Origin of the sequence: Loktanella sp. 3ANDIMAR09 (assembly GCF_001420005.1) — a bacterium.
GTDB lineage: Bacteria > Pseudomonadota > Alphaproteobacteria > Rhodobacterales > Rhodobacteraceae > Loktanella.
The window spans coordinates 1-22,811 of record NZ_LJAK01000021.1 but is presented as its reverse complement, the minus strand read 5'-3'; the positions used below and the strand labels follow the sequence as shown (position 1 = coordinate 22,811).

Annotated in this window: 18 protein-coding genes; 13 read left to right on the top strand and 5 right to left on the bottom strand. The window is 61.2% G+C overall.

From position 1 onward, the window contains the following. Positions 1 to 637 precede the first annotated feature (637 nt). The 5 genes from AN189_RS18255 to AN189_RS18235 all read right to left on the bottom strand — a co-directional run bounded on the left by AN189_RS18255 (position 638) and on the right by AN189_RS18235 (position 6,253). Entirely contained in the window at positions 638 to 991 is a 354-nt protein-coding gene (locus tag AN189_RS18255; protein WP_157057574.1) for a hypothetical protein, read from the bottom strand. Positions 992 to 1,314: 323 nt separating this feature from the next. Then, complete coding sequence (locus AN189_RS18250; RefSeq protein WP_157057573.1) at positions 1,315 to 1,758, bottom strand: hypothetical protein; 444 nt, start codon at positions 1,756 to 1,758, stop codon at positions 1,315 to 1,317. After that, positions 1,730 to 3,886, bottom strand: coding sequence for a hypothetical protein (locus AN189_RS18245; RefSeq protein WP_157057572.1), 2,157 nt, complete (start codon positions 3,884 to 3,886; stop codon positions 1,730 to 1,732). Before AN189_RS18245 ends, AN189_RS18250 begins: the two co-directional genes overlap by 29 nt. After that, positions 3,870 to 5,630 carry a TadE/TadG family type IV pilus assembly protein gene (locus tag AN189_RS18240; protein WP_056039488.1) on the bottom strand — a complete coding sequence of 587 codons (1,761 nt, stop codon included), beginning with the start codon at positions 5,628 to 5,630 and terminating at the stop codon, positions 3,870 to 3,872. The genes AN189_RS18245 and AN189_RS18240 overlap by 17 nt, the downstream gene beginning before the upstream one ends. Next, a complete protein-coding gene (locus tag AN189_RS18235) occupies positions 5,627 to 6,253 on the bottom strand; it encodes a hypothetical protein (protein ID WP_172794952.1) in 627 nt (208 codons plus the stop codon). The genes AN189_RS18240 and AN189_RS18235 overlap by 4 nt, the downstream gene beginning before the upstream one ends. A gap of 425 nt (positions 6,254 to 6,678) precedes the next feature. On the opposite strand from AN189_RS18235, the gene AN189_RS18230 reads away from it, so the two are divergent. From AN189_RS18230 to AN189_RS18180, 13 genes are all read left to right on the top strand, one after another. Continuing rightward, a complete protein-coding gene (locus AN189_RS18230; protein ID WP_056039481.1) occupies positions 6,679 to 8,397 on the top strand; it encodes a hypothetical protein in 1,719 nt (572 codons plus the stop codon). A 19-nt stretch (positions 8,398 to 8,416) separates the two neighbouring features. After that, positions 8,417 to 10,987 (top strand): SH3 domain-containing protein, encoded by a 2,571-nt coding sequence (locus AN189_RS18225; RefSeq protein ID WP_157057570.1) that lies wholly within the window; start codon positions 8,417 to 8,419, stop codon positions 10,985 to 10,987. Between the two features lie 28 nt (positions 10,988 to 11,015). Further along, a complete protein-coding gene (locus tag AN189_RS18220) occupies positions 11,016 to 11,783 on the top strand; it encodes an ATP-binding cassette domain-containing protein (RefSeq protein WP_056039476.1) in 768 nt (255 codons plus the stop codon). After that, positions 11,783 to 13,678 (top strand): hypothetical protein, encoded by a 1,896-nt coding sequence (locus tag AN189_RS18215; protein ID WP_056039473.1) that lies wholly within the window; start codon positions 11,783 to 11,785, stop codon positions 13,676 to 13,678. Before AN189_RS18220 ends, AN189_RS18215 begins: the two co-directional genes overlap by 1 nt. Positions 13,679 to 13,688: 10 nt before the next feature. Further along, complete coding sequence (locus AN189_RS19700; protein ID WP_256212462.1) at positions 13,689 to 13,817, top strand: hypothetical protein; 129 nt, start codon at positions 13,689 to 13,691, stop codon at positions 13,815 to 13,817. After that, complete coding sequence (locus tag AN189_RS18210) at positions 13,799 to 14,995, top strand: CpaF family protein (RefSeq protein WP_083484505.1); 1,197 nt, start codon at positions 13,799 to 13,801, stop codon at positions 14,993 to 14,995. The genes AN189_RS19700 and AN189_RS18210 overlap by 19 nt, the downstream gene beginning before the upstream one ends. Before the next feature lie 75 nt (positions 14,996 to 15,070). Next, positions 15,071 to 15,232: a hypothetical protein gene (locus tag AN189_RS19290; protein ID WP_157057569.1), complete on the top strand. Its 162-nt coding sequence runs from the start codon at positions 15,071 to 15,073 to the stop codon at positions 15,230 to 15,232. A gap of 9 nt (positions 15,233 to 15,241) precedes the next feature. Further along, the gene (locus tag AN189_RS18205; protein WP_056039467.1) at positions 15,242 to 15,439 is read left to right on the top strand and encodes a hypothetical protein; all 198 of its coding nucleotides are present in this window, start codon (positions 15,242 to 15,244) and stop codon (positions 15,437 to 15,439) included. A 17-nt stretch (positions 15,440 to 15,456) separates the two neighbouring features. Further along, entirely contained in the window at positions 15,457 to 16,161 is a 705-nt protein-coding gene (gene cpaB, locus AN189_RS18200) for a Flp pilus assembly protein CpaB (RefSeq protein ID WP_056039464.1), read from the top strand. A gap of 13 nt (positions 16,162 to 16,174) precedes the next feature. After that, entirely contained in the window at positions 16,175 to 18,088 is a 1,914-nt protein-coding gene (locus tag AN189_RS18195; RefSeq protein WP_056039461.1) for an ATPase, T2SS/T4P/T4SS family, read from the top strand. Further along, positions 18,081 to 18,977 carry a type II secretion system F family protein gene (locus AN189_RS18190; protein ID WP_056039458.1) on the top strand — a complete coding sequence of 299 codons (897 nt, stop codon included), beginning with the start codon at positions 18,081 to 18,083 and terminating at the stop codon, positions 18,975 to 18,977. The genes AN189_RS18195 and AN189_RS18190 overlap by 8 nt, the downstream gene beginning before the upstream one ends. Next, positions 18,974 to 19,846, top strand: coding sequence for a type II secretion system F family protein (locus AN189_RS18185; RefSeq protein WP_056039457.1), 873 nt, complete (start codon positions 18,974 to 18,976; stop codon positions 19,844 to 19,846). The genes AN189_RS18190 and AN189_RS18185 overlap by 4 nt, the downstream gene beginning before the upstream one ends. A 35-nt stretch (positions 19,847 to 19,881) precedes the next feature. Then, the coding region (locus AN189_RS18180; RefSeq protein ID WP_216597763.1) for a hypothetical protein at positions 19,882 to 22,811 on the top strand (2,930 nt) is incomplete at its 3' end.

Here is a 22,811-nt window from a genome sequence, read left to right as displayed (position 1 = left end):
GGGGCTGATCAGTAGTTGCGCGCAACCTATCTTCGATGAGATCGAGACAATCGCCGCCCAACGGCTTCCATACTGCCCGGTGCCATCCATTACCATCAGCACGGCGCGCTCGCGCACTTCTGGTGAATACTTGTTCGTTGTCTTTGTCATGATGCTCCATCCTACTCATGACTTGGAGCCTCCGGCAAACCCGGCGCGGTTCAATGGGAATCTACAGCCACCTAACCTTTTTACATATGAAATTCTTATATCAGAAAAAAGAGGTACCAATAAAATATAGCCGTAATTAGCTATACTTCCGAATTAACGTAATGTCTGATATGCAGCCTTCTTTGAGATCGGAAAATTCTCTCTGGCTAATCTGAACGGTCTTCATCTTCATCGCGAGGCCACCGGCATCGAACTGAAAGTAAGGCTCGTCATTTTCCACCCAGGCCCGCCAAATAGGACCCCGTAAGCTTCCATCGTCTGACTGCTTGTTTTTCCACTTCGGAGAATATTTCTTCCCATCACTATCTGTCAAAGTTACCCTCCAAACGGGATTTCGCTAAACGCGCCCCTCATTTACCACCGCTTTGCCACCCGCTACACCACCATCACCAAGCCGCCGTATCAGCCAAAATACGAACGGTGACACTCAAGTAACTGGGGTAGTATCTTCCCCAAAAACCTGTTTTTTCCCTTCAAGATACTTTTTCAATAAAACAAGCCATTCAATGACTTGCATGCTGTCATATGATGGATCGTAATCACCCGTAAAGAATTCGAGAAATTCTTTTATTTCAGGCACTTCGGAAACCAACCGTAATACTTTGTCAATGTTCTTAATCGTCGCGGCGGCAGCTTCCGGTGAATGACCGAACTGTCGGTCAATGATACCAACCATCCCGCCTTCTTCATCTAAATCCCACGTTTGATAAAACGCACCTGCCATAGACGAGCGGAAGGCGCGTAAATCTTGATCAGAGAGGTGCTTGGTCAGATCATTCAATATACAAAATCCTCAATTAACGGCCTGAGGCACTGAATAGCCCGTAACGATACGATATGCCTGTAGGCATCGATGGGTCTGGTGTGATTACAACCCGTGAAGCCGTAACAGGCTGCGTAGAAGTCCCGCCTCTCGGAACAGTCGCGCTGATGTTCGTTTGCCTTTGACTATATAGTGAAACTCGGTGCCACCAGAATGCAACCTATCATCACTGGAACAGTCGTCAAATCGACAATCAGGCTGACGCGCCTCGGGCGGTGAATTGCGTATCATGAAAGGAACAGAATCAAAGTCCGAGCGCATTGAAGTGTGGCGCGGGTGAATCACCGGATACGCGCACCATCGTCAATCAAGACGAGGACTTGGCCTTTGCGTTTCTCCCACCTGATCCTTAGGCTTTCGTTCAATCGATCGATTGAGAACGGATAGGATCTTTTAGGAGCCCAAAACCCTTGAGCCTCGAGTGACGCAATGAATTTTTCTTCATTTTGGCCCTCGATGATTTCTTTGCCAAGGAGGTCGGTCGTACCTCGGAACACACCAAGATTCCCTGGCCCTGCGGTAAGGTAAAGAAAAACAGCGATCAACGCATCCCGTTCGAACAATAGCTCGGCACCTTCGTGCAAGACCTGGATCGCGCTACGTTGAATTTCGGCGTCAATCTGTGTGGCCGTCTCGAATTCGCCTAGCATCTCAAGGGCAGATGAATGCGATTGGCCGAGGGTGAAGCTTACGTCCCTAGTAGGAAATTTCAGTTCCAAAGTCACTGTTGATGCCCTCAATCACTGTTTCGTTCAGATGATGAAGCCGGATACGTGCTGCATCAATCTCGGCCTGTGTCATTCCCTGTGCCCGCAAATCTGGCTCCATCGCTGTAAAATCAGCATCTGCTGAGGCACGTAAGTTTTCAGAGTCATTAAGGATGCGGTCCGCATTATTCCTGCCACCATATGTATTTGACATTGAGCAGTGTCCGGAACCCGTAACGATGACGCAACCGGTGCGATCTCGAAGGCTATTCGCCTCTTCTGTTGTGAGAGGGCGTCCAATTTCAGTTTCGACACGTTGCTGCATAGCTGCTCGTGAAGGCATGTGATCGCCAGTTCTACCGTCGCCTACGACTGCCCTTTCAACGCTGTCGCCGTAGGTCGTCGTTTGGCCTATTTCGACTGGCCCTTCGTACGGGTCGGGCGTGTTTCTTACACCCGCAACAATCGCATCCCTACCATCAGCGTCGTAGACCACAGTGCCGTCGGGTCTGCGGATACCGACGTCGCCATCGGCGTTTGCGACCCAGTCGTGTCCCTCTGGCAAAATCGGGCGATTTGCGCCGATGCCGTCGTTCAAGACGCGCACTTCACCTGCCGCCAGCTCATCCGTCCTGGTGCGCACATCGTCCATGTCGAACGGTGTCGTTCGGCCGGGTTGACGGCTGAGGTCGCCGACGGCTTCTGTGGCGAGCCGGGTTTGGCGGACGCCGTTCAGTGCAATGGCAAGCGGGGTTGCACCGTCGAGTTTGTCGGCGATTCGTGCCGCGCGCAGGCCCTTGGCAATGGCACCGACACCGACGACGGTGGCCGCTGTCTCGACGCCCATGATGCCCAGTTCGGTGGTTGTGCGGGCGCGGATACGCTCTGCTTCTTGATAGAGGGAGATGTCGCCTTCGCCTGCGCGATATGCGGCCTCCAGCGCGTCGGCGTGTTCGTATTGGGCGGCGTAATATTCGGCAAAGGCCTCGGCCACGGCGGCCGGGTCATCCATCAGCTCCTGTGCGGCCTCCAGAATGCCGGTGCCGCGGTCCACCAGGTCCTGCTGCTGCGAGGCCGCATAGTCGTCGGGGATCCAGCCCGTGGCTTCTTCGACGCCGACCACGCCGGCCTCGTAGACCGTTTCGACGGCCGTGGCGGCACCACCGACCATGTCGCCTACCCAGCCGATCGCACCCTCTGCCACGCCTTGTGCGGTCCCGATCCGCGATGCGAGCGTTTCGCGCATGTAGTTCGACAGGTTGTCCAGCGGGGGTGTTGCATAGGACGCGGGTGCGCCGCCGGTGTCACCACCTTCGGAGGTGGGGGGTGCGTTTGGCTGGTTTCCCGTGCCGCTGGCCGTCACCTGCGTCGGCACCGTCGTTTCCGTGGCCGTTGTCACGGCCCCCGTATCGACGGTCGCGGCGACGGCCGTGATGCGTTCCAGCTCTTCGGTGATGTTGAAATCGGGGCGCACGGCGCTGGCATAATCAATCTCGAGCTCTTCGAGGTTGCTGGCGGATGCGGTGCCCGTCGATGGGGTCTTGGCGCTGGGATAGACGCGCGGAAACAGGTCCTTTTGACGATTGGTGAAATTTTCCCAGATCACCTTGTCATGGCCCTCGGCCCAGCGGGGCACGTTGAATAGCCATGTTTCATTGCTGGGGGAAAAGGTTTCGTTGTTGAACCAGATCATTGACGTGCTGGTGGGCGACCCAAAGAACGTCGAGAATTGTTCGGACTGCACGGCGCTGAACGCCATGACAGGTTCCTGCGCGCGGTTCAGGTTGGGGTAGATGGCGTCCCCTGCGGTCTGCAACATGGTCCAGAACCGCTGATCATCCTCGACCGCGGTTTCGCCGTTGATGTTCATGTTGCAGTGGATCGTGACCTGGCTTTTCTCGCGGAAACCGACCGTGATCGGCTGCCCCGGAAACAGACCCGTGTGGCTGCAGCTTTCGTTCAGGGACGCATTGCGGATGACCGTGCGGTTGTCGATCGCGCCGGACGCCCCGTTCTTGACGATGGGGAACAGGGCGAAACACGACACGGCCACGGTCATCAGGAACACGAGAAAGCAGATCGCCTCGATCGTGACGGACCCGTGTTCGCGCCGGAAAAAACGACGGATATTAGCGTGTAACGGCATCGGCCCACCCCGCGGATGCTGTGCCATTGAGGCGTTCCAGATACGTGCGATAGGGGCCAAAGCTTTCGGGGGCTTCGCCGTCCATCCGGTTCAATACCCCGCTCAGGCGCGTCATCTTGTCCGCGGGCACCAGTCTGGCACGCCAGTTCTGCGAATAGATCGAGATCTCATCAGGGTTGAACACCAGCCCCTGCGCGTACCGCAGATACCCCGCCTCGTGCGTGCGGAAATACCGCCCGGCCCAGCGTTCGTTCGGTGCACGCAATGCAAAAACCAACGCGTTGTAGTCATCGTGGAAATCATCGATGTCCGGCAGGATGCTGACCGAGGGGACAAAGCCTTCTTCTTCCAGCGGGATCGCATTGTAGAGGTCGAAATCCTCGACCTGCGTGACCAGCCCGATTGCATCGAGGAACCCGCCCATCGCGTCGATGCCGGGAACAGCGCTGAACTGGACGCTGCTGCATTGCGCCAGCGTGCGCAGTTCGACCATGCGCGTGAACATGTTGGAATCGATACGCTGATCGAACGGATAGCTGGTCGCCAGCGGATTGAAGCTGCGGTAGGTCTTGGTCGATTTGCCGCCGATGATCAGGAATTCCAGCGGGTTAAGGCTTTCGATCGCCTCGCGCAGTCTGTTTTCCTGGCGGCGGGTGCTCAGGCCCCATGCGGCACGCCATGCCATGCCGGCGATCAGCTCGGTCGTGATGCCGGGGATTTGGAACGCATTGATCAGCCCGTCATACAGCCGCTTTTCCTGACTGACCTTGTGATAATGCTTCAGCTTGTCGCCCATCGTTGAATCGCGCGAGATATGGGTCGGCAGATATGGGTCATTCTCGCTGCCGCCGTACATCGGACCGCTGTTGATGTCGAAACCGCGCCTGTGGAATGACCCGTGGATCGCCGGGATCTGTGCCAGGCTGCCCATCTGCGGGGCGATGTTGCTCAGGAACGGGATCTTGCCCAGGTCCACACCGCCGGTTCCGAAATACAGCGCGGCGCAGAAACGGGGATAGACCGCACGCGGTTCGTTGCGCGTCACCGGCAGTTCCATGCCCTGCCGTTGGGTGCCGTTGTCGCAGCTCTCTGCCATGCCTTTTTCGCAGGACGCATCAATGTAGAAATCGCTGATCTTGTGCTCTGCCGCGATCAGGCGGCCCTGCTGGCGGATCACGTCCGGGAAACGGTCCACGATTTCGGTGTTCTGTGCGGTCAGCGCCTCAAGCGCGTCATTGGCGTTGTCCAACGCGCCCTTGGGGTTGATGGTCACGTGAAGCGCCAGCGTCAGTGCTGCATCAGCGGCCAGTTCCGCCGCATAGGTCGTGGCCGGGATCATGCAGGCGGCCATCAGAATGGCGCCGATCTTGGGGATTTTCTTGTATTTCTTGCAGGTCTGATAGGCGTAATACCCGGCCTCGACCGAGGCCATGCCCAGAACCGCCGCATGCATGTTGATGGTGTTGTGCAGCGAACTGGCGTTCACCGCCGTCGTGTAGTTCTGCGCAAGGCTGACATGATTCATGCCCAGCGTGTTCATCGCGCGCGCGGCCTCGGTCGCATGGGCCATCGCGATCATGTCGGCTGCGTCCTGCGTGCGGGTGTTGTCAAAGGTCGATTTGCCGGAATTCACGATCAGGAACAGGATCAGCATCAGCGGCAACACGGCCGTCAGCGCGATCAAGGCAAATGCGCCACGTTCGTCACGCCGCAGATCGGCGAGGGTGGCGCGCAGCGCGGTCATAGGATGGTCGCCTCGGCCCTGATGATGCGGAAATGCGTCCCGTCATCGCGCCGCCCTTGGGAAAACAGGCCTGCAACCGGCCCGTAGATTGGCATGTGATAGGTCACCTCGGCGCGGATCGGGGGCAGGGTCTGCACCAGGGTCACCTGTGCCTCGGTCCAGACCCAATCCAGATCGACGGACACGTTCGCCCCCTCAAACACATAGCAGGCTTTCTGCTCGACGGCGTCGCGCAGTGTTTGCCCCACGGGCCCCCGCACGATGAATTCGACCGCCGCTTCGGGGTAGCGGCAATTGCCCTGTCGTTCCTGGCTGAACAGGCTGGACGGTGCAATCGGCAGCAATGCCATGCGGGCGGCAGTTTCCCACGGGACCGACCCGTCCTCTGTGGTGGGTTCGTCGCAATTCAGCGCGCCCCAGATTGCCTTGGCGGTGCCGATGGGGCTTTCTCCGGGGGCCATGATCGGCACGGGGCGGCAGGAATGCACCAGCGCGGATCGCCCCGCCGCATAGGCCGCGTATTCCGTCGTCACCACGGCCTGCGCGATCAGGATCTGCTGGATCAGCGACATGGTCACGATAAAGACGGGAAACAGCAGCAGGATGAACTCAATCGAAGGCAATGCACCGCGCTGGCATTTCGCGAGCCGCATCACACGTCGGAAAAGTCCTTGCATCACCAAACCGCCAGATAAATTTGTTGACCAAACATTGACCTAGACTAAGGTAGCGATCAACCTTTTAACAGACTTTAGTTTGCGGATTATTCAATGCCGAATTGCGTAACATGAGCCTGAAAAAACGATCTTCAATCCATTGGTTTTGCAGGTATTTGTCCGTCATTACCCTTGCTGCTGCGGCCACGTCTCCGGCAGGGGCGCAAACTGATTCCGCATCAGGCGATACTGATGCCAAAGTCGTTTTTTCCCTACCGATTCCATCTGGATTGCAGGCGCGTGATCTCGAATTGGTGGGCTGTCGTTTTGTAAATGTCAGCATTGATGCGCAGAGCGCGGCATTCGAATGTCCGGACAGATCCACTCGCCTATTGCGGTATAATTCAGAGGATCGCGCAGCCGTCGAGATTGATCTGACCAACCTGTCCTATGATGCTGAAAGCCTTGCATTTCCGTTGATGGACGGGGTGATGCAATACGCGGGCCAGCCCTTGTCAGAAGGCCCCGAGACCGTCCCTGCGGACGAGGTGCCCACACTCGCCCAGGCCCAGCCCGCACAGGATCGCACGTCGCAACGCGTCCGCATCGCCGTCGCGGATTGGCAAGCGCCGCTTGACGATCGCGCCCTCAACATCATTGAGGTCGGCCTCGATGATGCGGGCCGTCAATTCTACGACATCGACCTGCCGTTGCGCTCGACGGTCATGCTGCAATCGCAGGACTACCCGTTTTGTGCCGAATTGCTGGCAGGGGCGCGATTTGCCGAGGCAGGTGAAGGCATGGTCGTGCATGATTTCGCGCCTGCCTGCCGGGCCGTCGCCGTGACGGGCCCCGCGGGCGACACGCTGCGTGCGCAGGATTGCAGCGGAATGGGCGCTGAGTTGACCTGTGTGCTGGCCGACGGCGTGGACCGTCTGCGCGTGACATCTGAAATCTGGGGTGATTTCGACGTGGCGCTTGGCGATGCTGCAGAGGTGGTGCTGGCGCCGGCCCCTGAACTGCGCCCGGCCATCAAGATCGATATGAACATGGTGGATGGCGCCGTGACCTGTGGATTGGCGGATGTCCAATTGCAGGTGACCGGATACTGCGCGGCAGGCGGCTGCAACGATGTGGCACCGTTCGACATCACAGGGCAGGGCGCGACATTGTCAGAGGCAGGCTGGACGCAGGCCGCGTTTCCCGATGCCATCCGCCTTGCGGTGCAGCGACCGGGCGAGGACCTGATGACGCAGGTCGCACCGCTGGGCCCGTCACTGACGGATGTGGCTGTGGATATGGTCAGGCAACTGCCTGACCTGCGGTTGCCGCTGACGCTGCCGGATGGCGTGACCGCATCCGCTGGTGCCGTGGTGCAGCTGTTTGCCGACAACGTCTGTCAGGTGCGGTCGGATCGTATCGCGCTGGACGCGCTGGGTGATGCCGCACCGGTGCTGGCCTGCGGATCGCTGCAACTTCAGTCCGATTCGGGGACCGCCCTGTCACGCTGTGCCGGATTGCAGGTATCAGAGGATCGCCTGAGTGTCGCACCCGACACACCGGTGTCGACCTGCACGCAACCACCCGTTCTGGTGCATCTGGCCCAACACGACAGCATGAACGGCGATCTGGGTTTTTCCATCGTCGATGCCTTGCTGGACGCCGCCACCTCGCAAAGCGAGGCCGAAGCCTGCGCCAACGTCAGCTATACGATGTCGCGCAATGAACTGCGCGAAACGCTGGTGTCCGGTCAGTCGCTCTATCTCAATGCGAACGCGGTGCAGGACGCAAATTTCGCATCGCTGGATTTTCTGACACCCCGCTCCGAACTGTTGCGCGATTTCATCTGGATCTGGCGTCAGGCCGGGCGTGACATGTCAGGCTTGGTCATCATCGCGCAGGGCGATGATGTCTATGTCGATGACCTGACATCTTCGCCAGAGGCGCTTGCCTGGGAAGTGCTGGGCATTCCCGTGCATTTGCTCGATACCTCCGGTGCCGCTGATTGTGACATGTTCACACAGCGGCTCTTGTTCGACAGTTGTACGTCTGTGACCGCAGGTTCGGTCAGCGCCGACTTGCAGTCGCTGCTGTCCGATCTGACCAAATAGTAAAACGAGGACGAATCCGTTGCTTTTGAAACCCTATGCACGCCTTGCCCTAGTTGTTGCACTGTGTGCCGCGCCCACCTTTGCCGCGGCCCAGATCGAAGGCAGCTGTCTAGGCTATTATGACCGACCGGATGCGCTGGGGACCTTCAACGCCGAAACCGGCGAAATCATCCGCAACGGGATCATTCCTGTGATGGTCGGGGCGACCCCCCTGCGGGATGGTCCCGGTGCCGACGCCACCGTGATCGGTGAACTGGTGTTCAACGAACGTATCAACCCGATCGCGCAGGACGGCGACTATATCCACGTGCGGCGTGATACGCGACCGGACTCGCCGGTGCTGGGCTGGGTGGCGGCGGATGACGTGTCGTGCCGCGCCACGCCGCTGATGACCGAAGAAAACATCTCGCGCAAATTCTACATCCGCACGGCTGCCAACGCGGCCGAGGATGCGCAGGTCGGTGTCGTGCCGGTGACCGACCCAGGCGGTGAGGCTTGCGCCGAACTCAACGGCATCTGCCAGAGCATGACACGTTTCCAGCGGTTCTTCATCTTTGCCGAAGACCCCGAGACGAACAGCGTCCTGCTCATGAGCTCGAACCTGTCAGAGGCGCTGGAACCACTGAATGGCTGGGTCTCTGCCGACGACGGATATCGCTGGAACACCCGATTGGGCCTGCGCCCGTCCGACAACATGGTCGTGAACGCCGATACCGGCAGCCTCGAGGTCGAAAAAGAAACGATCATGTGCGTCTACGAGACCGAAGACGCCGCGCGCGCCTCGCTCTCAACGGCTGAGGCCGAAACCGGCAATGTCTGCGATGTGCAGGTTCTGGGCGGTCCGCGGTGGTTCACATCCAACGTGCGCCTGCCGATCATCGGCGATCTGGAAATCGACGGAGAAGACTTCTACGAAATCGCCGTGCCCGTCGCCACCGTGGGCGAGGATGGGCGCGATGCCCTGCTGGAACAGGTCGCCGGTCTGGACAACGCGATCCGTGAATTGCAGCAGCTGAAAAACCTCGATGTTTTCTTTCTCATCGACGGCACCCAGTCGATGGAACCGCATATCGAGGCGCTGATCGGCAGCGACAGCGTCAAGGGCGTAATCCCGGCCATTCAGGATTCCTTCGAGGGCGACCCGCGGTTTTCCAACGTGACCGTCCGCTACGGTTTCAGGGTCTATCGCGACACCTACGCCGGTAATTTCGGCATCGGTGAAGGCTTGCCGCTGGATCGCAACTGCACCCCGGACGAGGCCGCGCTGACCCAGAACCGCGAGACATTCAACACGATGCTGCAAGAGATCGACACCGGTTTCGGCAGCGGCAATGAACCCGATCCCGATCACGAAGAGGCGCTGATCGTGGCCCTTGCACAGGCGTCCGACGACATCACCGCCTGCGAGGACAACGTCAAAATGCTCTTTGTCATCGGTGATACGGGCTACGACAGCGAGAGCCTGATTTCGCGCGGCGTGCCGGAAATGCTGACCGATGAACTGGCCGTGGTCGACATGCTGGTCAACGGTGTGTCGTCCAAGACCGTGGACCCGATCATCCCGTTCTTTATCCAGGTGCCAGAGGCGGCAGAGGCGCTTCAGGCAACGGGCGACCGGCTGGAAAGCTACCTCAGCGCCTATCAGAAATACGAGGTGCAGGCCAAACTGATGATCGGCACTATCGGGTCGATCTATCAGGACAGCCAGCAGATCCCGGTGTCGCTGGATCTGGAACAGAACTATTTCTCGATGAACGGTCAGGACAGCGACGCAGCCCAGCGAGAGCTGATCCGCATCATTACCGATCAGGTCGCCCGGTTTGGCGATCAGGGGCCGGTGACGGAAATCATCGCGGGCCTTCAGACCGGCGAGGCGCTGGTCGAAATCATCACCGCCCTGCAATCCAGCGCCAACGGGGTGCCTGCGCTGCGTCTGGCCCAGATCGAACGCCGGGTTTGCGACACGCTGGGCGACGCCTGCACCCAAAAGATCGTGTCAGACACCACGCGCGGCTATGTCCGCGCGGGCGAGGATACGCAGGTTGACGTGCTTGTGTCGGCCGAGGAATTCGACGACTGGGGCCTGATGCTGCGCCCGCTGCGCGACGTCACCGACATGTCGGTTCCGCAGCAGTCCCAGATGATCCTGACCTCGCTGGTCAAGGGGTTGGAACGGTCGCTGGGTGAATTGTCACCTGCCGAACTGGACATGCCGCTGTCGGATTTCCTCAACCTCAAGGCCGCCTTGCCCGCAGGTAGCGAAACCCCCCTGATGAACTACAGCTTGCGTGACTTCATCTTTGCAGCCGAAGGGGGCGGTTCGGCTGACGAGGCGATCGATTCCTGCGAGATCTATTTCGTGATCCGCTGGCTTGCCGTCAGGCGTGATTTCTTTCGCGAAATCGACCGGGGTAACGTGCCGACCTTTTCCAGTGCCGAAATCCCGCCGGATCGTTGCAACATGCGGTATGACGGCGTGACGGACCTGACCTTCGACGACTTCAAGAGCTTTCCCGAAGACACGATGCAATACAGCTATGTCGATCTGAACGCGCGCTGGTTCTGGATTCCAAATCAGTTCCTGCCATGATCCGGCTGTCGGACAAGAGGCGGGCTGCATGACGGGTTGGGGCTGTACGGTGACCGACCTTGATTTCGCACGGGGTCGTGCGGGGTCCGGCACGCAGTTCCGCATCCGCTGTGACGGACAGCTGGACATCCGCTACGGCGGTGGCAACACCAATCGCGTGCCGGTGATGGGGCCATCGGGCGCGGGCAAGAGCACGCTGATGCATCTGATTTCCGCAACCACGCTGCCGCAAAGTCCCAAGGCACGGATCGCATGGACCTTTCCCGACGGCGCGGAACTGGCTTGGGGGCATCGCGGCCCGTCCCCGGACATGCTGGGCCGCCTGCGGCGTCGGTATTTCGGTTTCGCCTTTCAGACGCCGCATGTGCCCGAATTCATGACCATCACCGAGGCGCTGACATTTGCGTTGGAAAACCGGGGTCACAGCCGCGCGCGGGCGCGGGATGCGGCGCATCGCAGCCTGCATTCGGCCTTTGACGGGAATGCGCAAAAGGTCGCGCGCATCGCTGCCAGTTTTCCGGGGCAGCTGTCGGGCGGGGAACGTCAGCGCACGTCGCTGCTGATGGCGCTGGTGCAGGATCCGGTGGTCTTGTTCGCAGATGAACCCACGGGCAGTCTGGACGGCGAGACACGGCGCACGATCATGGCGATGCTGACCGACTGGCTGACGCCGGACCGCATGTTGATCTGGGTCACGCACCATGACAGCGACCCTGCGGACACGGGGGCACCGCGCCGGCTGGTCGTGGCCGACGGGTCCGTGCGCTGGGATACCACAGCGGGTGCATTGGCCTGATGTTGATCCTGCGCATGGCCTGGAACGAAGTGTTCCGCAGTTTTCTGCCGCGCCCGCCGGGGGGGCGCGATTTTGCTTATCTGCTGGCCCTCATCGCCCTGCTGCAACTGCTGGGTATCGTGATTTTCAGCGCCAAGCTGGGGGTGCTGGAACGCTCTGTCGATGCGTTTCTGGGCAAGGTGCCGGGCTACGGCGTGCCGGTCTGGGTGCGGCAGAACTATCTGGCGGAAAACGACGCCGGTGCAATGACCCAAGGCATGGTGGACGATCTGGAGGCGCGTGGCTTTCCCGTACAGACATTCCGGCGCACGTTTGACGGCGATATCATCCGCTTGCCTGCGCAGGATGTCTGGACCGAACCACGCCTGAACGCGGAACCCGCGTTCGAGGGGATATTTGCCGACACAGACAGCGTACTGGCCGGTCAGCAACGGACCACGGCAACAGCAACCGAACTGTCACAGGACGTGATGTCGCACATGTGGTCCATCGTGCTGGACCGCGAGAATTTTGCGCAATTCCTGGATCTGGACGCCTATCGCGCGGCACTGACCGGGCGGGTGCCGCCCGCGGCGCTGGACGATGTTCCACAAGACATCGCATCGCTGGACGACATGTCGCTGTTCTGGCTGGAAATGCGGGTCAACGATCGTGCACATCTCGTGCCGTTTCGCGTGACATGGGCCAATTACCTCGGCGCGGGCCATATCGCCCCCGACTTTGTCCTGCCTGCCGCGCTTCACACGCTGGAAGCGGCAGCCTCTGCCAGTCCGGGTCTGTGCCTTGATTTCAGCGCGGGGCCTGCGCCCATCGCCCCCTTAGCCGGCGTTCAAAGCCCGTCGCTATTGCTGATGTCGGCCGAGGAACGCGCCGCCCGCAGTGCGCCCATGGGGGCCGCACTGACGGACCTGCACGCCGCCTTGGGTGGGTCATTGTCCGTCGACAATCCCAGCCGGGTGTCATGGTCCGCGCCTGACAATAGCGGCGGGACCTGTGCTGCGACCGTGCCTTGGGTTGTGGCCGCGCTCTTTGCCACCGCGGGCGATCTGGCGCTGTCGGACTGGGACGGCCTGTCACCCCAGCCTGTTCCGGATGTCGGCGTCGACGTCAGCCGCTACACGGCCCCTTGTTCTGCGATCAATCCACGCGAACGGGCCTTTGCCCTTGGCGCGGCTGAGTCCGCGCAATCGTCCTGCGGCGATGATCCGATCACGATCGAAACGGCGAACGCATCCTCGGGCTATGACGAAATGCTTGTCTTTGCCGAGGACCGGATCGGCCTCGATGGCCTGGTGTCCGTCATTTCCTGCGATGGCGTCACGTCGCGCGCGCCGGACGATACGCTGTGCATGCTTCTTGCCAGTGCCTCGGATGAGGGTGGGGATCAAGCGACCGAGAGCCGGATCGCCATACACAATATCTACCGCGACAGCCTGATGCGCTTTGGCTTCTTGTCGCGCCTGATCGATGCGGTGTCCGGGCCGGTCGGCTGGTCGCTGGTCGGTCTGGGCGTCGCGATCCTGTGGGTGCAGTTGGGAACCGTGCTGGGTCATCGGCGCGGGCAATATGCGACGCTGATCGTGGGTGGCCTGTCGCCGCTGCAGATCGTCGTGCTGGTCTGCACACAGGTGGCGATGTGCGTTGTGCTGGGGCTGGCCGCGGCGTTCGGCCTGTTTCTTGCCATTCGGGCGACGCTCTTTGGCGCGATCCGCGCGCTGTCGACGGAATATGACCGGATTGCGCTGGGCGAAATGCTGGATGTGTTGCCGGTCCCTGCATTAGGACTCCTCGCATTCCTCGGTTTCATGTTATTGACCGGGTGGGCGCTGACCTATCTGCAATTGCGATCCAAGGGCGTGTCCCGTGGCGGCGTGATCGACCGCTTGATGGAATAGGAGGGCCGGAATGAGCCTGGAATATGTAATTATCCTTGCGGTGTTCGGTGTGCCGATCATGGTCCTGATGATCCGGCTGACCATTTCGCTGATGCTCTATTGGCGTATCGCCGAAGGCGTATGGATGCTGCCGCTATGAACGGCATGCTGGATGATTTTGCAGTCATTGGCGCAAGCGAAAGCGACGACGAGGTTTTCGCAAGATACCATGCGCAGGTCATCCAGGGACTGTTGGGCCCGATTGCCCCCTATTATGGCGACCCCGAGGAAAAAGACCCGGAACGCCGGAAAATGGCTGATTCCGTTCAGGAAATCATGATCAATGGTCCGGATGAAATCTATGTCGAATTGTCCGGCAAGCTGACCCGCCTGCCGGGTGCCAGTTTCGGAGAGCCTGAAAACCTGACCGCGCTGGCCCGTGCGATCCTGCAATATGCAGGCAAACGACTTGATCCCAACGATCTGTCGATCGAGGCGCGCACCCCCGAAAAGCACCGGGTCCACATCGTGCAGGCCCCGGCCGCGCGGCCCGGTCTGTCGATGGCGATCCGCAAATTTCCAAAGGACCGCATCAGCCTTGATATGCTGCGCGAAAAGGGGTCGTTCAGCGCGGCGGCACAGGATTATCTGCGCGTCGCGATGGAACAGCGGCGGAACCTGCTGGTGTCAGGTGGCACCGGGTCGGGCAAGACGACGATCCTGAACGCTCTGTCGGAGATGATCGCACCCGATGATCGCGTTCTGATCATCGAGGACACGACGGAAATCCGGTTCGAGGATGACCGCCACGTCCTCCAGCTCGAGGCGCAAAAACCCACCGAACACGGAGATGGCGGTATCTCGATCCGCGACCTGCTCAAGGGGTCGCTGCGGATGCGCCCCGACCGTGTCATTGTCGGCGAATGCCGTGCGGGCGAAGCGCTGGATATGGTGCAGGCGATGAATACCGGCCACGCAGGATCAATGTCGACCGTGCACGCCAACAGCCCGGTCGATTGCCTGGCCCGCGTCGAAACGCTGTGCCTGATGTCCGGGGTGGACATGCCGCTGGTCGCGCTGCAACGCCAGATCGCGGCGGCGGTCGAGGTGGTCGTGCAGATTTCGCGTGTGCGGGGTTTTCGACGGGTGGTCGAGATTTCCGAGGTGCGCGGATTGGACCCCGAAACGAACTATTACCAGATGGCCCCGATCTTTACCTTGCAGCCGGACAAAGACGGCCCCAACGGCAAGTCATTGATGTGGACCGGAGAAATGCCGACCTTTCCCGAATTGCTGCCCGAGGAGGTCCGCGAACTGACGCGATTGTGGCAAAATTAAGAAAAAATGCTTTTAACAAGCAGACTTCCGCTTATACTAATGCAATCTTTAATTGATTCTTCAAAGGAGTACGAGATGGGTCCTGGAGATATTCTGAAAATCGGCGTCATCGTTTTGCCGCTGGTCATGTTCCTTGCATATGTCGGCACTGCCGTCGTCGACAACACCAAGACCGCAGGGACCAGCATGGACTCGGCCGCTGATGGCCTGTCCAGCACAGCCGGCTCTTCTTGGTAAGGCAAGCCGTTGCGTAAGCACATCGACGTCGCGGCGCGTATTTTGCGCGACGACCGCGGCGTCACCTCGCTCGAGGCAGTCCTGATACTTGGTGTCGTGTCCGTGCCTTTGGTGACGTTCCTCGCATTGGCAGGGACGAAATTCATCGTATGGATGCGGTCACAGGCACCCAACATCTTCGATGAGGCCGAAACTTTCACCTTCTAAGTCGGGTTGGTCACTTCATGAAATACGTGGCAATGATCGTCGTTGGGCTTTTGCTGGGCGGGGTCGCCGGATACATGTCGTGGCAGCGCATGGCCGAAATAGAGGCCGTGAATGAGGCACCCGCCTATCTGGTGCTGCGCGCCGATCTGCCTGATGCCTTTCTCGAGGCCGGCAGCCAGTTGCGCCCCGAACACCTGACTTCGATCCAGATTCCGGAAACCGGCGGCAATCTTGGCGATTATGCCTTTCCTGACAGTGCCGCCACACGCCAGTTCGTGACGCTTCAGCCGATCAACATGCGCCTGCCGCGCGGTCGCATCCTGACCCGCGACCTGTTCGAGGATGTTGCCGAAACCCGTCTGGATCAGGTGATCACACCGGGCATGCGTGCGCTGACCATTTCCGTCGATACCAAGAGCGCGCTGAATTACCAGGTGGCCCCCGGCAACCGCGTCGACCTGATCGGCGTGCGGTCCAACCTCGCCGGGTCAGAGGCCGAAATCCTGATGGAAGACGTCAAGGTCATCGCGGTGGGCGACATGTTCAGCTACGACGAATGGCTGGCGTCGGGACGCGACAATTATTCGACCCTGACCCTCGAAATGACGCCACAGGACGCGCTGGCCCTGTCACAGGCGACACCCGCCCTCGATGGTCCCGTGTCCGTGGTCCTGCGCAGCCAGTGCGACACTGACGCCGCGACGGACCCGGGATGCCTGTGAAGGTGGTCTAGACATGGAACTGGTCCTCGAGGTTCGGCACGGCAAGAAACCACTCGTGCGTCACCCTCTGGGCCGTGCCACTTATGTTTTGGGTTCTGGCGAAAACAGCGAACTTGGCGCGCCGATCACGATCCATTCCGACCGGGTGAAACCGAACCATGCCGTTCTCGAATACACCTCTCTGGGGTGGTATCTGACGCCCCGCCAGACGGGCGTGCGGCTTGATACCGTCAACATCCTGCCGGTCAACGAACGACGCAAGATCAGCAGCGATGCGGCCTTCGCGATTGCCGACGTCAGTTTTCAGCTGGTGTCGCCCAGCGGTGCCAATCGGCAGGACGATGCCGCGGTGACCACGCCAAAGGCGGTGTTTGACGAACTGGTATCGGACATTCAGCAGCGTACCAGCCGCGACACCGAACGCCGCGCATCGACCGGCGAAATGGAACGTGACGATCCCTTTTACCGTCAGAAAATCCTGCCCTTCATCGAAGGTCACCTGCGCACCGCCCTGTCGCAAGTGTCGCAGGATCTGTTCGAAAACTATGCGCATGAAACCCTGCGCCGCGAGTTGGTGCTGCGCCTGCTGGGACATCCGGGGTTGCTGCGCAAGGCGCTGGGCGCTGAAATCACCGAAGGCGACCGCACGGGCGTCGACCGTCTGGCCAAGGAATTGCTGGATGACATGGGGATCGATACCGCCCCGAACCGCCGCCCGCAAAAGCTGGACATCCTGTCGAAACAATTCGCCAAGGTCTTTTCGCGCCGCATGATGACCTTCAGCCGCGCGCTGCTGGACAAGATTGTTGCGGAAAGCGTGCGTTTCTCTGTCGTGGCCGCGATGGACGGTGTCGGCCCTCTCGAGGCGCTGATGGCGATCGAGGACATCAACGAGGTCATGGTCGTGGGCTATGACAAGGTGTTCGTCGAAATCGACGGCAAACTCGTGCTGTCCGGTCTGGCGTTTCGGTCGCCGGGCGAGGCGCTGACCACGGCGCAGAAAATAGCGACACGGTCCAATACCAGTGTCGAAAAACAGCATCCCTACCGTGACGCCCGTCTGCCAGACGGCAGCCGCGTCAATATCGTCATCGACCCGATCGCGCTGTCGGGCACCACCATCACGATCCGCAAATTTCGCCCCAAGGCACCAAACCTGTTGTTCCTGCGCCGCAAGGAAAGCCTGTCCAGCGCCATGGCAAGCTTTCTCAAGGGGTGCGTCGTCTCGAAAAAGAACATCCTCGTCGCGGGCGGCACCGGCACCGGCAAGACGACGATCGTCAATTACCTCGCATCCATGATCCCGCCTGACGAACGCATCGTCACGGTCGAGGATACTGCCGAACTCAAGATTTCGGAAAAGGACGGTGGCCGTCTGCCCCATGTCGTCACCATGCAGGGCGTCGCCCCGACCGGCGACAGCAAGGGGCATTCGATCCGCGATCTGGTGCACAACGCGCTGCGGATGCGGCCCGACCGCATCATCGTCGGGGAATGCCGTGGCGGTGAGGCATTTGATATGTTGCAGGCCATGAATACGGGCCACGAAGGGTCGATGACGACGCTGCACGCCAACGATCCGACCGAAACCGTGGCGCGTCTGGAAAACCTGGTGCTCAGCGCGGGCGAAGGACTGCCCCTCGAGGCGATCCGTTATCAGGTTGCCGCTGCCATTGATTTCATCGTGCAATTGCACCGCTACGCCGATGGCCGTAAAAAGATTTCCGCCATCGCCGAAGTCGGCGCCGTCGATCCCGTCACGGGCCGGATCGAGGTGAACCCGATCTTTGAAACCTATTACAATCCCGTACGCCCCGATCTCGGGACGCGATTTACCTTTGCCGGGCGCACGCCCGTGGCAATCCGCGAAATCATCGACGGCGGGTTCAACCCCCGCCGCCTGAAATTCGGAAACCGGAATGTTTGAACAAAATGCCCCAGTGATCCTCGCCCTCGGGCTTGCCATAGGCATCGCAATGGCCGTGATCGGCCTGTTCCTGTTGCTGCGTCCCTGGCTGGAGGGCATGTTCGCGCAGATCATCACGTCCTATGACAACCGCTTTGTCTTTGTGCTGCAATGGCGCCCGCTGACGGTGAACATGCTGTGGGTCATTCTGGCGTTCATCTGCATTGTCGCACTCTTGATGGGGTTGCTGTTCGGCCGGTCCAGCGGCTGGCCCTTTGGCATCGTCGCGGCCATCGTCACCGGGTTCATCATGGTGCTGGTGCCGCTTGCCGTGGCCACCCCAGCATTCGAGCTGTCCCGCCGCAAGCGGGGCAGGGACATCGACAACGGCCTGCCCGGTCTGCTGCAACAGCTGTCTGCGAACCTCGCCAACAACAAGAACGTGGGCCTCGCCCTCGAAGAGGTGTCGCGCACGGCACCGCCGCCGCTGGACTATGAACTGCGCCTGCTGGCGCAAAAGGAACGCGATCTGGGGTCCTTGCCGATGGCGCTGGACGATGCGGCGGAACGGGTCAAATCGGACTGGTTCGCCGTGACGGCTGCGGTGCTGAAAACCACCAACGAACGCGCCAGTTCCGAATCCGAGGTGTTGCAGAACCTCAGCCGCGTCTTTGCCCAGCAGCGTGCCATGCGTGACAGGATCGACACCGCGACCCGCCAGGGTGAGACCTCGATGCGGATCATGCTGGTGGTGCCCTTTCTGGTGGTGGCCATCGCACCCTTTGCCCTGCCAGAGGCGACATGGGACACCGCCGACATGGGCATCCTCTGGACCGTCGTGACATTCGGCATCCTGCTTGCGTTTACCGCGATCGGACTGGCCTGGTATTTCAAGGCGCAAGACATATGACCCCTGCCGTGATGATCCCGCTGATTTCGGCCCTCGGCCTGATGCTCGTCGGTATCGGCGTCGTGGGCCAGGTCTGGAATCCCGCGCGCAAGTATCTGACGATCTACCGCGACGTCGCCCCGTCCTATGGCCCGGTGCAGGCCATGGTGATTGCCGGTGCCGGTGGCCAGATGCGGGCCGACATGGATGCTTCGCTGGATGCCAGTCTCAGCAGCGAACCCCATCGTCTGCTGGGTGTGACCGAACAATCCTACAAATCATCCATGCTGGTGAACGGCGTGATTCTGGGCGCGATCGTGGCCGTGCTGTCCTGGCCGACACTGGGCCTGATCGGTGCGCTAATCGCGGGGATCTGTTTTAGCGTGCTGGGGTCGGTCCTGTTGCAATGGACCCTGGTGGACAGCCTGAAACAGGCCCATGTCAAACAGGCCCGCCAGTTCCCGTTCTTTCTGGATATCTTCTTGCTGACGGTGCAGTCGGGCGGCGGTCTGGATGACGCCATCGCCATGTATCTCAAGGTGTTTGGCCGCGACCCGCTGGGCCGCGAACTGAATATCCTGGCCGAGACATTCCGCGCCTCAAACGAAGAAGAAAGCTTTTTGCGCCTGTCCGCCCGCGTCGGCGACCCAGAGCTGAAAAAGGCGATTGGCGAGCTGGCGCAGAAACTGCGCAGCGGTGTCGAAATGGCCGCCACGCTCGAGGCGCAGCGCAACGATCTGCGCGCCATGCGCGAGGAACACGCAGCCAAGATCGCCGAGGCGCTGAATGCCAAGTTCATGATCTGCGTGGTGCTGGCGGCGGCCTCGGTGTTCCTGATTATCCTGTCCCTTCCGGTTGCGACCCTGATGGGCAGCAACGTGGTCTTTTGATCCGCCTGGCAGCCATAGGGGCGTTTTGCGTCGGCGTGTCGCTGCCCGCGCTGGCCGTGGCGCAACAGTCGGACGTTCCGCTGTCGGCGCTGGCGCTGGTTTTTGACGAAAACGGCCTGACATCTGACGCGATACCCAATGCCGACGTGGCCATCGACGGGTTCGTGTCGACGGCAATCGAATGGGGCATTCCGCGCGACCGCCGTCGGTTCCTGTTGAACCCAGCCCAGACGACAGTCGAGGATGCGCTGATCGCACTGGCCGAAACCGCAGCCCCCGGGGAACGGGTGCTGGTCTATATCCACGGCGCGGCCTTCAGCTTGGTGGATGCCGATGACGTGCGCATCCTGACGGCGGGCACGCGGTTCGACGACCAGCTTGCCGCGCGGCTGGCGCTGCGCCGCCTTGAACGTGGCAGCCTGCCTGTCGCCCGGATGCAAGAGGATCTGTTGGCATTCGGCTTTGGTCAGGCACAGGTCATCGTCGCGGCCTGCGACACCGCCCCCATCGACGCGGATCTGCGCGCGGCCCTCGATGACCAGATCGCAGAGGCGTCCTGCCCCGACACGATCACCCACGACGGCATCGTCTTTGCCGATCCGGCCATGATGGATTTCGGCATCTGGGAAACCCTTGCGGCGCGCGACCCGGCTGATCTGTTTGATGACGCGGACACGCTGCCTGCCCTGTTCCGCCAAGCCAGCGACCCGTCGCCCGAAACCCTGCCAGCGCCTGCAGTCGAGGATCCCCCCGCAACCGCCGACATCGCGGATGAACTGGACACAGTCACGCCAACTGCGCCAGAGGAGGCACCAACTGCCGATGACGCCCCCGCCCAGACTGATCCCGAACCGGTCGCGGCAGCGGAACTTGCGCCAGAGGCAGCGCCTGAACCTGCCCCACAGCCAGAGCCAGAGCCAGAAACCGCTGAACCGGCACCTTTGCCGGTGATCGCCGGTGTGCGTGAAACCGACGGCGACGCATGGCGCGTGGTCTGGGCCGGACTTCAGGATGCGCCGGATTGTCAGGGGCTCGTCGATTTTCAGGTGCAGTTTCCGCAGACGCCCGTCAGCCTGATGTTCCTGCCCGGAATGATCGCGCAGCATTGTCCGGATGGTCCTGTGCCGCCGACGCCGGGATTGACCGCTGTCCCGCAAACGGCCCCGGAACCTGAACCTGAACCGGCCCCAGCCTCGGACGACCCCGCAACGGTGACCGCAGACACCGATGCCGCCGTCGATGAACCAGCTCTCAGCGACGTGCTGCCCGTCGCGGAACGCCCCGCAGAGGCCTGGCAGGTTGCCTGGGACGCACTTCAGGGGACGACCGATTGCACCGGCTACCGCGTGTTCATGCGCGACCATGCCGATAGCCTGATGGCCCTGCTGGGCGCGCCGGGTGCAATCGCGCGCTACTGCACGGAACAGGATCTGGCGATCCCGCTGCCGCCGCGTGCGGACCCGCCAGACGCGCCACCCGCCGAAGAGGCTGCGATAGCGCTTCTGCCGCCACAGCCCGAGGCGACGGATGCCGCGGATGATCCCGCCACTGCCCCGATTCCCGAACGGCGCGATGATCTGCGTGCCATCAGCCTGATCATTGACAGTTTCGACGCGCCGTCCCTGCCGGACCGCGACTTTGACGCGGGCCGCGCGGCTTTTGACCGTTTCGTCGCGCAGATGGGGGGTGATCCCGAAACCATCGCCACGGCTCTGGATGCCGCCGGTTTTGCGCAGGTCCTGCAGGCCGAACCGGATGCCGCCCCGGTGACCGAAATTCTGATCTATCTCGCAGGACAGATGGCCGTGACCACCAGCGACAACCGGCTGTGGATGCTGCCTGCGGATTTCGATTTCGACACGCCGCAGCGCCGTGCGCTGCCGCCGGGGGATTTCCGCGACACCGCCTTGGACGTCACGGCAGCCCTTTCGGACCTGTCCGAGGCGACGGGCGCACGGGTTCTGGCCATGATCGAGGATTGCCGCCCGCCTGCCAAACCCGAGGTCCCCGGGAACATCGACCTGTGGCCCTATATCGCCGATGACAGCGGCTGTGCGCGGGTGTCGGGTGCCGCGAATGTCATCGTGTTCAACGGTCAGGATCACAGCCAACCTGATACCGAGACAGGCGCGATGCTCGACGTTCTGGCCGAAATCGTTCAGGACGCACCGGACCTGTCGTTGCGCTATGTGCGGGACAGGGTGATGGTGGCACTTCCCGAGATCGGCAACCGTGCCGTCGCGGATGATCTCGACTTGCTGGCCGTGGCCCGCGATGCAACCGGCGTGCTGGACAGCTGCCTGCGCCCGGTGATCGATGGCGACACCGCGACCTGTGTCGATTTCGAGGGCCAGCCGGTCACATCACCGATCCTCGCGGCACTGTCCGCGCCGCGCCCCGAGACGGCACCACCCGCGCCCCCCGCCGACCCGGAACCCGTTCTGTCGCCGCGCGACATTGCCTATGCCGCGGCCGACGGGGCGGACACATGCGCGGCGTGGGATGGATTTCTGCTGGCCTATCCCGACCTTGCCGAACAGGGCGACGCCGTGGCGCGCCGTGATCGGGCCTGCCTGCTGGCCCGCGCCCGCGCCGCGTCCGACCTGTGCACGGTATCCGAGGACGAAGACCTGACCCTGACACGGGACGGGACACGGGCGTTGCAGGATGCCTTGCTTGAAAACGCCTGCTGGCCGGGCGTGATCGACGGGCTGTGGGGGCAACGCACGGCGACGGCACTGGATCAATTCGTGACCGAGGCGCTGGGCGGGACGACACTGGCGGGCTGGGCCGGTGACGGCCGGCCCAGCTGCACCACGCTGTTTGCATTGCAGGATTTCGACAGCGATGCCGGTGCCTGCACATTGACCTGCCCTGCGGGTTTCGAGATCAGCGGCAACACCTGCGCGCCTGTGCAGGTCGCGGCCCCGCCGCCGGCACCGCGCCCGGCTGCGCAGGCCCAACC

Bases quoted from the DNA above. Each gene is read 5' to 3' on its own strand.
- AN189_RS18245 (WP_157057572.1), bottom strand. From the start codon at position 3,886: ATGCCGTTACACGCTAATATCCGTCGTTTTTTCCGGCGCGAACACGGG.
- AN189_RS18240 (WP_056039488.1), bottom strand. From the start codon at position 5,630: ATGACCGCGCTGCGCGCCACCCTCGCCGATCTGCGGCGTGACGAACGT.
- AN189_RS18220 (WP_056039476.1), top strand. From the start codon at position 11,016: ATGACGGGTTGGGGCTGTACGGTGACCGACCTTGATTTCGCACGGGGT.
- AN189_RS18215 (WP_056039473.1), top strand. From the start codon at position 11,783: ATGTTGATCCTGCGCATGGCCTGGAACGAAGTGTTCCGCAGTTTTCTG.
- AN189_RS19700 (WP_256212462.1), top strand. From the start codon at position 13,689: ATGAGCCTGGAATATGTAATTATCCTTGCGGTGTTCGGTGTGCCGATC.
- AN189_RS18210 (WP_083484505.1), top strand. From the start codon at position 13,799: ATGGATGCTGCCGCTATGAACGGCATGCTGGATGATTTTGCAGTCATT.
- AN189_RS19290 (WP_157057569.1), top strand. From the start codon at position 15,071: ATGGGTCCTGGAGATATTCTGAAAATCGGCGTCATCGTTTTGCCGCTG.
- cpaB (WP_056039464.1), top strand. From the start codon at position 15,457: ATGAAATACGTGGCAATGATCGTCGTTGGGCTTTTGCTGGGCGGGGTC.
- AN189_RS18195 (WP_056039461.1), top strand. From the start codon at position 16,175: ATGGAACTGGTCCTCGAGGTTCGGCACGGCAAGAAACCACTCGTGCGT.
- AN189_RS18190 (WP_056039458.1), top strand. From the start codon at position 18,081: ATGTTTGAACAAAATGCCCCAGTGATCCTCGCCCTCGGGCTTGCCATA.
- AN189_RS18185 (WP_056039457.1), top strand. From the start codon at position 18,974: ATGACCCCTGCCGTGATGATCCCGCTGATTTCGGCCCTCGGCCTGATG.